Origin of the sequence: Paenibacillus sp. FSL R5-0912 (assembly GCF_000758605.1) — a bacterium.
GTDB lineage: Bacteria > Bacillota > Bacilli > Paenibacillales > Paenibacillaceae > Paenibacillus_AQ.
The window spans coordinates 4,267,023-4,282,691 of sequence record NZ_CP009282.1 but is presented as its reverse complement, the minus strand read 5'-3'; the positions used below and the strand labels follow the sequence as shown (position 1 = coordinate 4,282,691).

Here is a 15,669-nt window from a genome sequence, read left to right as displayed (position 1 = left end):
GGTGATATAGTATACAAATGATCAATCTACTTGAAAAGGAGTACATACAGATGAGAGATGATCTTTGCCGGATAGGCATTATTGATATTGGTTCCAACTCCATACGGCTTGTAATTTATGATACGACGCAGGCAGGCGGCTACAAAATTATTAAGGAATGCAAGTACTCTGCCCGCCTGAGTGAGAAAATTACCAGGGAAGGAAGACTGGAGAAGAAGGATATGGATACGATTATTCCTGTCCTCCACCAGTTCAAGGAAATCTGTGATGATTTCGAAGTGGATAACATCCGCGCAGGAGCTACCGCCGCAATCCGTAACGCAGCCAACTCCGCCGAGATTATAAGCTATCTGTCTGAGGCGTCATCCATCCGGATTGAAGTAATCAGCGGGCATCAGGAGGCTTATTTCGGATTTCTTGGGGTCATCAATGCCTTTGATATTCAGGACGGGTTCGTCATTGACATCGGAGGCGGAAGTACAGAGGTCACCTTGTTCCGAGGACGGCGTTATCAGCACAGCATCTCTTTCCCGTTCGGTGCGGTCAATACGAATCTGATGTTCAGCCAGGGCGGCAACTGGAACGCTGATCAGGTCCGTAAGCTGCAGCTATATGTTACCGGCAGGCTGGTAGAGCATGATTGGCTCACTACGGGCAACGGGCTTCCGTTATATGGACTCGGTGGAACGCTGCGTTCACTCGGCAAGCTGGACCAGAAGAACCGGGACTACTCGCTGCCGAACTCCCATGGCTATGTGCTTGAAGGGGAGACTATAGAGAAGTTCATGGAGACCCTGCCAGCGACTCCATATGAGAAGCGCAAGGACCTGGATGGTTTGTCGAAAAGCCGGGGAGATATCATCGTGTCCGGTCTGGTTATTTTCCATACGGTGTACCATTATATCGGGGCCAGCCGTGCTGTGATCAGCGGGGAAGGCTTGCGTGAGGGCATGCTGCATGATCTGCTGAAGCCGGAGCAGCCGGTCCGTGACAGCGCGCTGGAGTACAGTCTGGATACCATTATCCGCTTTGATATCCGTACCTCCAAGCGGCATCTGGATCATATCTATAAGCTGGCACTCGGCCTGCTGGGGGCTTTTGAGAGGGAAGGTGACCGGGAGGAGCATGAGATGCTGATCTACGTGGCAATTATGCTGCACCGTACCGGCTCCAACATTAATTATTATCAGTCCAAGCGGCATACCCGCTACTGGCTGATGAATTCCCCGATCCGCGGCCTGACCCACCGGCAGCTGATTCTAAGTGCGTACATTGCTTCCTACAGCACCAAAAGCCGGAAGCAGAAATTGTCCCAGATGCATAAGGACATTTTGCTGGCTTCCGACGAAGAGTGGATTCATAAGCTGGGTACGCTGGTGCAGTTAAGCATTGCCCTGGACAGCACCGAGATTGGCATTGTCAGCGGGGTCAACGCCCGTCTGCATAACAATACGCTTGATCTGGAGCTGCAGGGCGGACAAGTTCTTATCGGGCTGGAGGACATTGAGAATGCGCTCAAAGCCTTCAGGAATGCTTGGTCGGTGAAGGTAAAGCTCGGCTTCCCTTCCAGCGGTTAACATTCATAGCAGCGAACTGGCTCCGGAACGGGGCCTTTTTGTCGTCCGCCCGTTCGTAATACCCATTAGGCTGCAGGAAGCTGGATTTCACATTATCCATCAGCGACAGGTCCAGTATTTTGACGATCTGATTGCGGATGCTGCTGTCCTTCACCGGACACATCAGTTCGATCCGCCGCGTCAGGTTCCGGGTCATCCAGTCCGCACTGGACAGATAGACCTCCGGTTTGCCGCCGTTCTCAAAATAATAGATGCGTGAATGCTCCAGGAAACGGTCAACAATGCTGCGGACAGTAATCCGTTCGCTTAATCCTTCAATGCCCGGACGCAGACAGCAGACACCGCGTACAATCAAATCAATCGATACACCGGCCTGCGCTGCGCTGTACAGGTTGTCGATGACCTCCTGATTGGACAGGGAGTTCATCTTGGCGATGATCCGTGCAGGTCTGCCTGCGGCAGCATGCTCTGCTTCGCGCAGGATCAGCTTCTGGAGTGACAGGCTCATATTAGTCGGTGCCACAATGAAGGAGTTCCAGTTATAGTTGGCAGAATAACCAGTCATCTGGTTGAACAGCTCCGAGGCATCCAGGCCAATCTCATGATTGGCGGTGAACAGGCTAAGGTCTGTATACGCCTTGGCCGTGCTGTCATTATAGTTACCTGTCCCTACATGCACATAACGGCGCAGCTCAGGGCCTTCCTGGCGGACTATCAGCGTGACCTTGGCATGGGTTTTGAGACCGACAAGGCCATAGACCACGTGGCAGCCGGACCGCTCCAGCTTACGCGCCCATGCAATGTTGCGTTCCTCGTCAAAACGGGCTTTCAGCTCCACTACTACCGTAACCTGCTTACCTGATTCTGCGGCGTTCGCCAGTGCTGTGATCAGCGGGGAGTTTCCGCTGACCCGGTACAGAGTCATTTTGATCGCCATAACCTGCTCATCTTCAGAAGCCTGAATGATGAAGTCCGTCATGGCATCGAAGGATTCATAAGGATGATAGACCAGCACATCGCGTTCGCTAAGCACCTCGAAGAAATTCTCATTCTCCTCAAATTCCGCCGGATAGAGCGGCTCGATCGGTGCATGATGCAGATAGCTGAAGCCCTTAAGGCTGCCGGCAAACCCCCGCAGGAAACTGAGATCCAGCGGACCTTCAATTTCAAACACGAAATCTTCAAGCTCGAATTCGGCCTGCAGCTGCTCCAGGGCATAAGGGTGAATCCCTTTCTGTACTTCAAGGCGGGCAGGGACGCCGCGGCGGCGTTTGCGCAGCTCCTTCTCAATCTCCTCCAGCAGATCCTCTGCGCCTTCCTCATCAATGGTCAGATCGGAATTGCGGGTCAGGCGGAATTCACTGACAGCCACAGGATCATACCCGCTGAACAAAGTCTGGATATGCTGGCGGATCACATCTTCAATGAAGACAAACTGCCGTTTCTTACTGTTGGAGCGGTGGGGCAGCGGGATACAGCGCGGCAGATTCGATGGAATCTGCAGGATTGCGAAATAAGGTTCTTCTTCCTGGCTGTTCTTGCGTGTCAGCACTACTGCCAGATAGATGAACTGGCTGTGCACAAGTGGAAACGGACGGCTCTGATCTACGGCCATCGGCGTTAAGACTGGATAGATGATATCACGGTAATATTGCTCAATGGATTGCTCCTGGGCATGCGTGAGGTCCTTGTAATCGACGAACACGATCCCTTCCTTGTGCAGACTCCGGGAAATATCCTTGAATGTACGGTATTGGTCGGCGATGATTTTGGTGACCCGTTTGATCAGACGCTTGTACAGGCCGGAGGGGGTGTAGCCGGTGAAATCCTTTTTGGTATAACCAGCCCGGATCTGATCCTGAATGCCCGCTACCCGGACACTGATGAATTCATCCAGATTGCTGGACACAATCGCCAGGAATTTGGCCCGCTCCATAAGCGGGTTCTCCGGATCCTGTGCCTCTGCAAGGACACGGCGGTTGAATTCAATCCAGCTCAAATCGCGGTTCAGATAGGCTGTTGCGGGACTGGTGTGGTTGTTTTTTTTCTCTTCTGCATTCACGTTCATTGACCCTCCAAGTTATGCTTCAGTCTCTACATTATCTATCGTATTCTATCATTCTACTATTTGCCAAAGGGAGAAATGTTAAAACTGTGTAAAATTTTCGCGAAAACTTAAAAAAAATTGTTGAAATCACGATAATTCCAACACTAATTATTAAGAATATGTAATAATTAACCCGATGAAAACGCTGTATATAGGCAAAATATTTCCAAACGTAACAAAAACATAGCCACTGGTTACAAAATTGTGATATATTCATAACTGTTAGTTTACAAAGCACCGCAATTCCAGAGACCTGGCAACAAAAAAGTACATAGGTCCAGCGTTATCTTGGCGTCACTGGCGGAGCGTATCCGTTATATCCTGGACGCCCACTAATGAAGGAGGCTATTCAATGAAAATCAAGTTCGGAGCCATCACAGCCCTGGCTGCTGTACTGGGACTCGGCACCTTGCTCCAAGCCGCCCCTGTTCAAGCTGACAGCGTACATATCGCTGGAGAAGCTACTACCTATTATACTCTATCCAATCACTATGGCATCAGCATGGAAGAACTGATGAACGCCAATCCGCAAATTTCTGCGAGCAACATCTACCCGGGGCTTAAGCTGGCCATTCCGGGCACCGTTCAGGCTAAAATGGTCGCAGTAACAGAAACGGCAGCCGATTCGGTTGTAACTAATGGAGACTTGTCCTTACTAAGTGTTGAACCTGCGTCGAACACCGTTCAAGCCTGGGGCAAAGCTTTTACGTATGCCAAATCCATTCAGGTGAAGGCTTCGGCCTATTCCTCGGCTGCCAGTGAGAACGGAAAGTGGGGAGCGGTTGATTATTTCGGCAATGCGCTTAAGCTGGGAACGATTGCAGTTGACCCTAGTGTCATTCCACTGGGTACCAAGGTTCTCGTTACCGGATATTCTCATCCGGGTCTCCCGAAGCAGGCATTCCTGGCGACCGCTACTGACATGGGGAGCGCGATCAAGGGCAACCGGATTGATATCTTCATTCCCGGCAGCCAGAGCTTTGTAGCCGACTTCGGCTATCAATATGTACAGCTGTATATTATTCAATAACCCGATAAATGAATAGCTGCACCATTTACCAAAGGAAACAAAACCTGCCGGAGAACGGACGGGTTTTGTTTCCTTTTTTAATATATAAAGGCTTCAGCTATAAATGATCCCTCTGTTTCTGATAGATATGCAGGCTCCGGTGCATCAGCTGGTTCATTTGCTTTTGCTGACTTCAAACATTTGCGGAACAGTCACGAAGCTATACCCGCGTTTGCGCATAATGCTGATGACTTCCGGAAGCGCCTGTATGGTACCCTGCAGATTGCTGCCCCGGCCGCCGCCGCCGTGCTGGAGTATAATTGCACCTTTTCCGGCCTTGGAGAGGATATTGTTCCGTACCTGGGTCTTGGATAAGCCTCTCCAGTCCAGGGAGTCGACGTTCCAGTTCACCAGCTTGTAGCCGTGGGCTCTGGCCCATTTCAGCTGCTGCTCACTGATGTCACCGTACGGGGGACGGATCAGCCGCGGTTTATAACCCGCAAGAGCCTGTATAATATTCTCGGTACGGATAATCTGGGTGCGGAATTCATTCATCCCCAGCTTGCCGAATTCAGGATGATTGTAGGAGTGGTTGCCGATCGCATGGCCTTCCCGGATGATCCGCGCAACCAGACCGGGATGTTTCTCGGCACGGCTGCCGACCACGAAAAAGGTGGCTTTGACATTATATTTATGGAGAACATCCAGCAGCTGCGGGGTAAAGCGCGGATCAGGCACATCGTCAAAGGTCAAGGCAATGATCTTGCGCCGTGGACCCTGGGTCTTGATCGTATCCGGATATTTGCGCAGCAGCTGGCTTAGAGAAAGTCCTTTATTTCTTTTGTGGCGCCGGGCTGAAGACTGGGAGGAGGCGGTGGAACCGGCCGGAACGGCAGGATCTTCTTCCATAGAGACATTCGGCCGGGCGGAGGCTGGAGCCGATGCAGAAGCAGACGTAGCTATCGGGATGATGCTGGGCAGGATCACTATTATTATGAATATAAGGAGCAAAACGCGGCGGATTCTTGCCAACTTCATGGGTTATGCCTCCTCTGATCACACAGCTGGATATTTTGAAATACAAGGGTTGTTATTCCCAGCCTTTGCGAAATTATGCTGTCAGTATGTGAATCATCTAAAGATTTAACCTGTCCGTAAATACGTGTATACTTAATGAATACGGGGGTAAGTCCGCCAAATGATGAGAGAAACGGGAAGGATGGAGACAAGCATGACAGATTTGTTTACACCTTATGAACTGAAGGCCCTCACTTTGAAGAACCGGGTGGTTATGCCGCCGATGTGCCAATACGCAGTTGAGAAGCAGGATGGGATTCCTACGGACTGGCACTTTGTGCATTATGTCAGCCGCGCTGTCGGCGGTACCGGATTTATTATTGTAGAGATGAGCGGAATTCATCCAGACGGGCGGATTACCAATCAGGATACGGGGATCTGGGAAGACGGGCAGATTGCGGGGTTTAAGCGGATAACAGAGGCTGTTCATGCTCATGGTGCCAAAATCGCCATTCAGCTCGGACATGCCGGCCGTAAGGCGGTGGATGCCAATCCCCCGGTTGCGCCTTCGGCGATCCCTTTTGATGCACATTCTCAAACGCCCCGTGCGCTGACCCGGGACGGGATTACAGAGATGATCATGGCATACCGGGAAGCTGGTCGCCGGGCTGTTGAGGCCGGATTTGATACCGTTGAGCTGCATGGGGCCCACGGGTACCTGATCCACCAGTTCCATTCCCCGCTATCCAATGTCAGGGATGATGAGTACGGCAGCGATCCCGCGCTGTTCGGTGTGCAGGTAGTGGAGGCGGTGCGTGATGTGCTGCCGGCAGAAATGCCGCTTCTAATGAGAGTTTCCGCCAAGGAATATGTAGAAGGCGGATATAATGAAGCTTACGCGCTGGAATTCTGCCGCCGCTACAAAGCTGCAGGAGTAGACATGTTCCATGTATCATCCGGCGGGGAAGGTCCGATCGGCTCAAATGGAGGTCCTACTGCAGGGCCGGCTTATCAGGTGGAGCTTGCTGAGTACATACGCAGCGGACTGCAGGTGCCGGTAATAGCTGTAGGCCGTCTTGAATCCTACAGGGAGGCCCAGGCGGTAATTACTGAAGCGAGGGCAGAACTTGTGGCTGTCGGCAGGGGGATGCTTAGTGATCCGTACTGGGCTTTGCATGCGGAAGAGACGCTCGGAGGGGTACATCAGGCCAATTTGCCTAAACCTTATATGCGCGGGATTTGGAACAAGAAATAGAAGGCTGTGATTGTGAACTATGTCACAGATTTTAAGCTCCTTCTAAGGCATGGTTAATAAGATTAAATTTGAAGGAGCTTGATAACGTGGCGACGGTGATTAGTAACGAGCGGCTGGGAGACGGAGTATACCACCTGGTGGTTGAAGGAGGTAACGGCGGTGCGATGGGTCAATTCTACATGCTGCGGGCATGGGGAGCCTATCCGCTGCTGTCCAGACCGCTTAGCATACATCAGGTGAATGACAGCGGTGTTGATTTTTTGTATCACGTAGTAGGGGAAGGCACGGAGATTCTTGCCGGACTGAAGCCGGGCGACAAGCTTGAACTCGAAGGGCCATTCGGCACCGGCTTCCCGCATGTGGAAGGCAAGGTCGCGTTAGTAGGCGGGGGCATCGGAATTGCTCCGCTCTATTACTGCGCCCAGGAGCTTCCGGAGAGTGACATCTACCTCGGCTTCAGCCGGGAATCTTTTCGTACCGAAGCCTTCCGTCCGCTTGCTGCCGAGCTGACTGTCGATGTGGGCGGCCACATTCTGGACAGCGTGGATTTCACGGATTATGATCATATATTTGTCTGCGGTCCGCATCCCATGCTGAAGGCGGCACAGCTCAAGGGTATAGCTGCCGAAACAGCCGGCAAGCGCCCTGACGTGTATCTGTCGCTGGAGAACCGCATGGCCTGCGGCATCGGTGCCTGTCTCGTCTGCAGTGTATCCTGCAAGGATGGACAACGGAAGGCCTGCGCGGACGGACCCGTCTTCCTGGCTGGGGAGGTGCTGTTCCATGATTAATACAACTGCTACTATTGCCGGTGTTCATTTCAAGAATCCAATTGTTATGGCTTCAGGCACGTTTGGCTTCGGCCGTGAATACGGGAAGCTCTATGACGTGTCCCTGCTTGGCGGCATCTCCGGCAAAGGGCTCACACTCCATGCCAAAGCGGGAAATCCCGGTGTACGCGTGTATGAGACTGCTTCGGGTATGCTGAACAGTGTAGGACTTGAGAATCCCGGAGTGGAAGCGTTCCTGGCCAAGGAGCTTCCATACTGGGAGACACTGGACACGGCGCGTATCGTGAATCTGGGCGGCAACACACTGGCTGATTACGTGCTCGGTGCCCAGCTGATCCAGCGCGATGCGGATGCCCGTCTGCTTATAGGCAAACCGGCAGTGGATATGATCGAGCTGAATATCTCTTGTCCGAATGTGAAGGAAGGCGGCATCGCCTTTGGCGTGAAGACTCCGGCAGCGCTTGAGGTCGTCCGGGCAGTTAGAGCAGCAACCCGTCTCCCGCTGGCCGTGAAGCTGTCGCCGAACGCCGAGGATATCGCAGAGATGGCTGAGATGTGTGAGGCTGAGGGGGCGGATGCTGTCTCGCTGATCAATACGATCTCAGGAATGAAGATTGATGTGCGCCGCCGCCGCAGTGTATTTCATAATCAGTATGCCGGACTATCGGGACCTGCGATTAAGCCTGTAGCCTTACGGATGGTGCATCAGGTATCCAAACGTGTATCCATTCCGGTTATCGGGATGGGCGGCATCACCTCAGCTACCGATATTATAGAATTCATTATGGCCGGTGCAGCCGTCATTCAAGTGGGAACGTACAACTTCATGAATTTACGGGCCGGCAGTACGCTTGTCGAAGAACTGCAGCAGTTTATGGCTGAAGAGAATATCAGCTCGCTGGATGAAATCCGCGGTATTGTATAGCTGGAAGGCTGAGCCTGCGATTTAGTATAACTTTTTTGCACAGCCTGAGAGATCTTCACTTGCCATGGTTAATATAATGGGTAGGGGGAATTCTGTTATGATATCCGATCAGCTGCATCCTGATGACATTGAGCTGTCTGAAATCACGGTTGGCCGTGACCTGCTGCTGCTGATTACCGGAGGTGTCCGTCATATCGGTTCGGCAAGCACCGCTTATATGGACGGTGACACTGCCAGGGTCATGACTTCGGCGGTACCGCATCATAAGGAGCATACGATCAGCGAATCCATTGCACTCCGGACAGCAGCTTCACTGAACCGGACAGTCACGGTTGTGATGGGGATTCATTATGACAATCTGACTAAAGATGGCATTATGGAAGTCGTAAATATTGTGAATTCCAAAGTGGACCAATATTTATTGCAAAAGATTTAACAATTTTGAAACGATAGTGGCACTCCCTGCGTAAAAGATACCAAATGAGCAACTAACTTTTATTTTGGAGGAATGAACCATGTCTATATTTAAAAGATTGCGTGATCTGACCATGTCCAATGTGAATGCGATTATTGATAAAGCGGAAGACCCGGTCAAAATGACCGACCAATACATTCGTGATATGACCGAGGATCTGGAAGATGCCGAGAAAGCGGTAGCTGCCCAGATTGCCATTGAGAAGAAATTCAAGCAATTGTATGAAGAGCAGGAAGCTCTGGTGAACAAGCGTAACCAGCAGGCACACGCTGCCGCTCAAGCCGGTAATGCCGATCTGGCCCGCCGTGCACTGGAAGAGAAGAAATCGGCTGAAGCTAAGCTCGTAGAGTACAAGACCAGCTTCGACCAGAACAAGGCTTCAGCGGACAATCTCCGCGGCAAGCTAGAAGAAATGCGCAAACAGCTTACGCAGATGAAGAACAAACGTGAGACACTTGTTGCCCGTTACAACGCAGCGAAGGCCCAGACTGAAATCAACAAAGCTATGAGCGGGTTCAGCTCCGATTCGGCTTCCGCAGGTCTCAAACGGATGGAAGACAAAATGCTTCAGGCAGAAGCACAGGCAGAAGCTAGCAACGAGATGAGCTCCGGCAACAAATCGCTGGATGATGAATTCGAGAAGCTGGGTAAAGACCAGGCGGTTGAGGATGAGCTGGCTGCACTGATGAAGCAGTACGACAAACAATAACATATAGGCATAAGCCGGAGTTCAGGCGGTTGTCCACAGGCGAAGGGGAGACAGAACTAGCGGTTTCTCCTTCGCCTTATCTTTGTCTTACCTGTTGTCTTACCTGGAAGGTAATCTGAATAAGCGGGGGCTAAAGCAATGGATTTCCATTCCCTGGTGTCCATGGTAGTGTGGACGGTCAGCGGCGCAGTGCTGCTGTGTGTGCTGATGTTTGTGGATTCGCTGTTTACCCGTTATGATGATTTGGAAGAGCTCAAGGCAGGCAATATGGCAGTCACAACGCGCTTCATAATGAAGCTGGGGGCTCAAGGCTATATCTTATCGTCGTCCATTGCTGCAGCAAGCCGGCTCGGGGAAGCGATGGTTGTCTCTATTGTATCTTTTGTACTGTTGTTCGTTCTGGAAAAATCAGCCGAGCTGCTGCTGGGCAGGGTAGGCAAGCTTGATCTCGATCATGGCACTCAGCTGGGCAAAGTCGGCTACGGTCTGCTTGCAGGCTCATTGCATGTAATCGGGGCTCTAATTATTGCTGCATTTATTCGTGGATAAACATACTTACTCTGACAGAACTTAAGCGGATGCTTTCGAAACGAGTTTTGCGGAGAGAAATCGATGTAGTGTGTGCTGACAAAACTTTTAGGAGGATTGATGGCTTTGGGTTTATGGAAAAGAATCGGTAATATGTTCTCGAAGCCGGAGGCGCCTGCGGCGCCCAAAAGCATGCTCGACCTGTCTCCCGGAGATATTTGTGAAGTATCCCTGGTAACTTACGAAGTAACGGGCCGGACGAAGACCAGCGGCCGCAATGCTGCTGTATTGACGCTTCGTGACGGAAGCCAGATTTCCTACCTGTATATTGAAGAACGGGAGCAGCTGCAATACAGATTGTATCATCCGATCGACGGGCGTCTGGATAGCCCTTCCGAGGTGCCGGCTACCCTGGAGCTGGATGACTGTACCTTTTATCTGGAGGAAGAATACGAGGGGTATGCAGCAGTTACAGGTCAGACTCCTTACATGAATGGCGGAGAACAGCACGTCTGGCAGTACCAGTCGGATGATTCGCGGCTGCTACGCGTGGAATGGCAGAATGGCCGGTTCATGCTCTATGAAGGTGAAACTGTCATTCCGGCTGATGTCAGAGTGATTCGTGCGTCTTAAGGTTTACATGGAGCAGAGGAGATCAGTCTGCTAGAAATCAAGGGATGCCACCGCCTGTTACAGGCCGTGTGCGTCCCTTTTTGCGTGTGCGCCAACGCGGAGCTGAATTTCCCTTTGTAGTGCCGCATGTTAAAATGGGCGTAGCTCTCCAGATGCAGAAAATTGCCAACTTAACAAGGAGGATGGACTACTTCCATGGCTAACCAAGAGAATAATAAGGAATATACCAATGATAAATTTCAGCGCTCCGCGCTTCAGGTGACAGAGGCTCAGGTCCGGCTGACAGCATATGCAATCCCCCTTACGAATGAAGAGGTTCCTTTGAATCAAAGCTGCGGGCGCTATCTGGCCCAGTCCGTTCATGCACCGCATCCTTTTCCGGCATTTGACCGCTCAAGTATGGACGGCTATGCTGTTATCGCAGCAGATACAGCATCGGCTGGCGATAACAACGTGGTGTGGCTTGAAGTGGTCGATGTTATTCCCTGCGGCGCAGTAGCGTCAAGAGAGATTACGACGGGGACTGCTGCGCGGATCATGACCGGAGCGCAGGTTCCGGATGGCGCGGATACTGTAATTATGCTGGAAGCCACAGAGAGCCGGATGGAAGGTGGTGTTACTTATGTGGGCATTCGCAAGCCGCAAGCGGAGGGACTTCATATTACGCCGCGCGGCCTGGAGCTGGGGACAGGAGAACTGGTGCTGCCTGAAGGGCAAATGATCGGTGCCGGTGATATCGCTGCACTGGCTGCGCTGGGTGTCGCGAATGTTCCCGTACATCGCCGACCTAAGGTGGCAATCTTCGCCACCGGGACTGAACTGCTTGAGGTGGACGAGCCGCTGGCTCCGGGTAAAATCCGCAACAGCAACTCTCCTATGCTGGAGGCGCTTGTACGGGAAGCAGGCGGAGAACCTGTAATGCTTGGTGCGATTGCAGATGATCTGGAGCTTGCCCGGAGTAAGGTGCAGATGGCTCTGGAAAGCTATGATCTTGTAATTACTACGGGCGGTGTATCCGTAGGGGATTATGATATTATGGGTGATCTGATCCGCGAGCAAAGCGGCGAAATGCTGTTTAACAAAGTAACCATGCGACCGGGCAGTGTTACAACAGCGGCTGTACGTGGAGGAACCCTTCTGCTGGCCTTATCAGGCAACCCGGGAGCCTGCTTTGTAGGGTTTCAGCTGTTCGCCCGGCCTGTCATCGGGCTGATGCAAGGGGCGGCGCAGCCTTTTTTGCCGGAATGGACTGCAGTGCTAGGCGTGGATTATAAGCGGGTAAACTCCTTCACCCGGTATGTCCGGGCCCGGCTGGAGATCCGGGAGGGCATTCTCTATGCTTATCCTGCCGGCGTAGACGAATCCTCCGTGATGGTTACGATCAAAGACAGCGATTGCCTCATCGTCATTCCGCCGGATAGCGGGCAGATGACTTGCGGGGACAAAGTAACCGTGCTTAAGCTGCCGGGGGAGACCCGGGGGTAAATAGTGGGGGAGACGGGAACTAACGAAGCACGTATTAGCTTTGAACGGAAAGGCTTAGAAACTGTACAGATGCAAATAGAGCAAGTAGAGCCCGGGCGCGAACCCGGACCGGACGCGCGAACCCCGACTTTAACCTGAACGGGAATCTGGGCGAAACCTCATAGATGGGCGCTCACCAGTGTGGACAAGCGTATGACCATGCTGAGCATGTCATTTTGTAAGAAAATGTAATGGGAATACTGGGGTGAACATTATTTAATATTTTCACCATATGAAAAATTCGAAATAGAGAAGTGACTTATGGGGACCTGAGATGCTAAAGTTTGCTTAAGTTTCATATCGAAGCGGTTTAAATGTTGTACGTAATGCAGCTCGGCCTCTAAGATATAGGAGTGTTCGGACAGATTGTTGTATGAAATACAACGATTGTTTCGCTCAACGGCTTGGGGGAGGAGAAATGATGCCTTTTGTACAACAATTCTCGATAATAGCCGGAATCATATGGTAATTGTTGTATTCTGTGCAGGATTTGGCAAAGTAATCAGTTCCTCACACGCTGCGGGTTGAAAACGTAAAATCTTGCCCCAACATCTCAAAAGATCGAATATTTACTGTGATGAAGGCAATAATTGATGTGATTATTTTCAATTCTGCTATGGGCAGCAACGGGGCTAATTATAATATTACATCATATGAAAAATTCACAATAGAAAATCAAAAATCGTAGAGCAACCTGCCAGCAGGATCATCCCATCGTGCTCCTATTTTCATAATGCGCCTACCGAAAGACGGGTTACAAGGGAAAGCCCTAAGTTCTCAGAATACTTAATGAATATCAAAAAGAAACCCGGATCAACTACGATCCGGGTTTCTTGATAATCTAAGCTCAGAAGCAGAAGTACGCTTCAACCCGCTGCTTTGTTGAGTAGAGCCCGAATCAGGCATATGGATACCCATGATCATTCGCATGCGGCTGAAAAAAGGAGAATCAGGTGTACAAATGTGCTTGTATCCGAAGATATGGAACAGACAGTCTGATAACCACAATCAACACACAAATAAGCCAGTAACTAGCCACCTGTTGCTATATAAAACAGCAGAGCAGCCTAACTTAGTCTCACCCTTTGTCCGCTGACCAGTGCTCAGGATGCGTAAGCGATCCCGGCAGCTTGGTAGCCGAATCTCCCTTAGCAGCCTGCAGCTGCGCTTGGGTAAGGAAGAGGCTATCCCGCAGATCGGCGCCGCTCAGATTCGTGTCGCGGAGATCAGCGCCGATCAGGTCAGCATGCCGCAGATCCGCACCGCTGAGGTCAGCGGCGATCAGATAAGCGCCGCGTAAGCTGACACAGCGGAGATCGGCCTTACGCAGCTTGGCGCCGATCAGATCAGCCCCGCGGCCGTAGTTTTTCTGCCGCTTGGGAGCTGGTTCCAGCTGCGTCCGCGCGGTATTGCGTGCCAATTCGCTGGCACGCAGCAGCAGTTCATTGACTTCAGCACGATGAACGTGCACATCGAGCTTCAGGAGTTCCGCAGGACTTAGTATGGTCAGATTCAGGGTCTGCTCCATCATCAGCATGAGAGAATCATGCAGAATATCAGCGCCTTGGAATGCCAACGCTTCACGCAGATACCACAGCAGCTCGTGAAGCTGGCGCATCACCAGGAAGACCTCGAACATCTGCCCGGCGGTTTCAGGGGCCTGCCGCCAGTCACGGCTTCCATAGGTCAGATTGGAGACCTTCTGCCCGGCTCCGAAGCAGTCATACACTGTGCAGCCACGGAAGCCTTTCTCCCGCAGTTCCGTGTGAATTCCGCAGCGGAAGTCCTCCCGCAGATTGGGGCAGGGCTGTCCGGCATTCTTATCTATTGCGAAGTCGGAGGAAGCGGCAAAAGGAAGCGCCGCGCAGCACAGGCCAAAGCAGTTCAGGCAGTCAGAATGCAGTTCAAGCAGTCCAGTGTCCTGAGTTTCAGTCCAATTCAAATAATTTTCTATCAAAGGAATAATACCTCCACATCAATAATGAGACTCGGCCCGTAGCCTTTCGCAAATGTCAGACTATTGGGAGGATTCACTCTCCAGACGGCGTTCAATAGCTTCTGACATCGTTTTGTCCGTGAGATGGGCATAGATTTCGGTGGTTTCAGTTGAAGCATGTCCGAGCTGTTCCTTCGTTCTGTAGATATCATTTTGCAGATAATAGTCGGTTGCGAAGGAGTGCCGCAGCTTGTGTACAGTCAGATAAGGTTTGCCGAACCGCTTGGCGTATTTGATAATCATCTCTTGAATCGCCCGCTTGGTCATCCGTTTGCCCTCAGTGCTGCCATTTGGCAGGGTGATGAAGAGCGCCTTTTCCCGTTTCGGAGTCTTGTATCTGGACTGGCGGAGGCTGAGGTACAAGCTGAGATCGTCCTTGGCCTGCTCGCGGAAATAGACTGGAGTCTTGAAGGTTTCGTCATTATGACCCTTGCGGAAGACATAGAGCAGCTTGTTGTTCACATCCAGATCATCCACATTAAGATTGACCACCTCGGATACGCGCAGGCCGGAGTTCAGAATCAGACTGGCAATACAGGCATCCCGCTCACGATTCAGCTGAAAAGAATAATAAGCCTGCTTGTTGGCTTCTACATCTTTGCCATAACCCTCATAGATATAGCCTACGAATTCCAGCAGCTCCTCATCCTCCAGAATTTTGCCCTTTAGCTTGGCAGCCGTATCCTTCGGTTTGTGAATCCGTTTGATCTCCACCTTGGCCATAATATTACGCTTAAGCAGCGGATAAAAGTTCTCATCCTCCGCAATCTGGCTTAAGTAGTGGAAGAGGGAGCGAAGTGCAGACAGCTTACGGGACACGGTAACGCGTGTATTCGCACTCTCAGCCCGGGTTGTCAGATGCAGGCGGTAACCGACAATGCTGTCCATATGCAGGGTCTCCAGATCGAGCAGCGTAATTTCAGTATTCTTCGCAGCTGCGGATAGACCTTCACCGCGCAGCCAGCCGAAAAAGGATTCATAATCCCGGATATACTCTAACAGCGTGGAGGGGGACAGATCCGGACGCTTATAATCGATGAACTGCTGCACGAACCAGGGCATCTGCGGCAGACGCTGGTCGAGGTTTTTCCGGTCGGTGGTTTTTTGAATACTGATAGGAATC

Annotated in this window: 14 protein-coding genes; 10 read left to right on the top strand and 4 right to left on the bottom strand. The window is 51.5% G+C overall.

What is annotated here, in order from left to right:
- Positions 1 to 50: 50 nt before the first annotated feature.
- Positions 51 to 1,577, top strand: coding sequence for a Ppx/GppA phosphatase family protein (locus R50912_RS17970; RefSeq protein WP_042236827.1), 1,527 nt, complete (start codon positions 51 to 53; stop codon positions 1,575 to 1,577).
- Here the strand turns inward: R50912_RS17970 and ppk1 are convergent.
- The gene (gene ppk1, locus R50912_RS17965; RefSeq protein ID WP_042236825.1) at positions 1,525 to 3,645 is read right to left on the bottom strand and encodes a polyphosphate kinase 1; all 2,121 of its coding nucleotides are present in this window, start codon (positions 3,643 to 3,645) and stop codon (positions 1,525 to 1,527) included. The genes R50912_RS17970 and ppk1 overlap by 53 nt on opposite strands.
- A gap of 391 nt (positions 3,646 to 4,036) precedes the next feature.
- Here ppk1 and R50912_RS17960 point away from each other — a divergent pair, with 391 nt between their 5' ends.
- Positions 4,037 to 4,714 (top strand): 3D domain-containing protein, encoded by a 678-nt coding sequence (locus tag R50912_RS17960; RefSeq protein WP_042236823.1) that lies wholly within the window; start codon positions 4,037 to 4,039, stop codon positions 4,712 to 4,714.
- 153 nt (positions 4,715 to 4,867) lie between these two features.
- On the opposite strand, the gene R50912_RS17955 is transcribed toward R50912_RS17960, so the two are convergent.
- Positions 4,868 to 5,731: a polysaccharide deacetylase family protein gene (locus R50912_RS17955; RefSeq protein ID WP_042236822.1), complete on the bottom strand. Its 864-nt coding sequence runs from the start codon at positions 5,729 to 5,731 to the stop codon at positions 4,868 to 4,870.
- Between the two features lie 193 nt (positions 5,732 to 5,924).
- Between R50912_RS17955 and R50912_RS17950 the strand changes: the two genes are divergently transcribed.
- The 8 genes from R50912_RS17950 to R50912_RS17915 all read left to right on the top strand — a co-directional run bounded on the left by R50912_RS17950 (position 5,925) and on the right by R50912_RS17915 (position 12,511).
- A complete protein-coding gene (locus R50912_RS17950; RefSeq protein WP_042236820.1) occupies positions 5,925 to 6,965 on the top strand; it encodes an NADH:flavin oxidoreductase/NADH oxidase in 1,041 nt (346 codons plus the stop codon).
- Between the two features lie 86 nt (positions 6,966 to 7,051).
- Positions 7,052 to 7,756: a dihydroorotate dehydrogenase electron transfer subunit gene (locus tag R50912_RS17945; protein WP_042236818.1), complete on the top strand. Its 705-nt coding sequence runs from the start codon at positions 7,052 to 7,054 to the stop codon at positions 7,754 to 7,756.
- Complete coding sequence (locus R50912_RS17940) at positions 7,749 to 8,681, top strand: dihydroorotate dehydrogenase (RefSeq protein WP_042236817.1); 933 nt, start codon at positions 7,749 to 7,751, stop codon at positions 8,679 to 8,681. The genes R50912_RS17945 and R50912_RS17940 overlap by 8 nt, the downstream gene beginning before the upstream one ends.
- Before the next feature lie 97 nt (positions 8,682 to 8,778).
- On the top strand, positions 8,779 to 9,117 hold the full coding sequence (locus tag R50912_RS17935; protein WP_042236816.1) for a prenylated flavin chaperone LpdD: 339 nt from the start codon (positions 8,779 to 8,781) through the stop codon (positions 9,115 to 9,117).
- Positions 9,118 to 9,196: 79 nt separating this feature from the next.
- Positions 9,197 to 9,865: a PspA/IM30 family protein gene (locus R50912_RS17930; RefSeq protein ID WP_039299055.1), complete on the top strand. Its 669-nt coding sequence runs from the start codon at positions 9,197 to 9,199 to the stop codon at positions 9,863 to 9,865.
- Between the two features lie 138 nt (positions 9,866 to 10,003).
- A complete protein-coding gene (locus R50912_RS17925) occupies positions 10,004 to 10,414 on the top strand; it encodes a DUF350 domain-containing protein (protein WP_042236814.1) in 411 nt (136 codons plus the stop codon).
- 105 nt (positions 10,415 to 10,519) lie between these two features.
- On the top strand, positions 10,520 to 11,026 hold the full coding sequence (locus tag R50912_RS17920; protein WP_039299317.1) for a DUF4178 domain-containing protein: 507 nt from the start codon (positions 10,520 to 10,522) through the stop codon (positions 11,024 to 11,026).
- 195 nt (positions 11,027 to 11,221) lie between these two features.
- A complete protein-coding gene (locus R50912_RS17915; RefSeq protein WP_042236812.1) occupies positions 11,222 to 12,511 on the top strand; it encodes a molybdopterin molybdotransferase MoeA in 1,290 nt (429 codons plus the stop codon).
- A 1,117-nt stretch (positions 12,512 to 13,628) separates the two neighbouring features.
- Here R50912_RS17915 and R50912_RS17910 read toward each other — a convergent pair.
- Positions 13,629 to 14,507: a pentapeptide repeat-containing protein gene (locus R50912_RS17910; RefSeq protein ID WP_231637671.1), complete on the bottom strand. Its 879-nt coding sequence runs from the start codon at positions 14,505 to 14,507 to the stop codon at positions 13,629 to 13,631.
- A gap of 60 nt (positions 14,508 to 14,567) precedes the next feature.
- The gene (gene xerS / locus R50912_RS17905) at positions 14,568 to 15,662 is read right to left on the bottom strand and encodes a tyrosine recombinase XerS (protein WP_042242666.1); all 1,095 of its coding nucleotides are present in this window, start codon (positions 15,660 to 15,662) and stop codon (positions 14,568 to 14,570) included.
- Between the last annotated feature and the right edge of the window lie 7 nt (positions 15,663 to 15,669).

Coding starts and splice junctions, on each gene's coding strand:
- R50912_RS17930 (WP_039299055.1), top strand. CDS start 9,197: ATGTCTATATTTAAAAGATTGCGTGATCTGACCATGTCCAATGTGAAT.
- R50912_RS17915 (WP_042236812.1), top strand. CDS start 11,222: ATGGCTAACCAAGAGAATAATAAGGAATATACCAATGATAAATTTCAG.
- R50912_RS17950 (WP_042236820.1), top strand. CDS start 5,925: ATGACAGATTTGTTTACACCTTATGAACTGAAGGCCCTCACTTTGAAG.
- ppk1 (WP_042236825.1), bottom strand. CDS start 3,645: ATGAACGTGAATGCAGAAGAGAAAAAAAACAACCACACCAGTCCCGCA.
- R50912_RS17935 (WP_042236816.1), top strand. CDS start 8,779: ATGATATCCGATCAGCTGCATCCTGATGACATTGAGCTGTCTGAAATC.
- R50912_RS17940 (WP_042236817.1), top strand. CDS start 7,749: ATGATTAATACAACTGCTACTATTGCCGGTGTTCATTTCAAGAATCCA.
- R50912_RS17925 (WP_042236814.1), top strand. CDS start 10,004: ATGGATTTCCATTCCCTGGTGTCCATGGTAGTGTGGACGGTCAGCGGC.
- R50912_RS17955 (WP_042236822.1), bottom strand. CDS start 5,731: ATGAAGTTGGCAAGAATCCGCCGCGTTTTGCTCCTTATATTCATAATA.
- R50912_RS17960 (WP_042236823.1), top strand. CDS start 4,037: ATGAAAATCAAGTTCGGAGCCATCACAGCCCTGGCTGCTGTACTGGGA.
- R50912_RS17970 (WP_042236827.1), top strand. CDS start 51: ATGAGAGATGATCTTTGCCGGATAGGCATTATTGATATTGGTTCCAAC.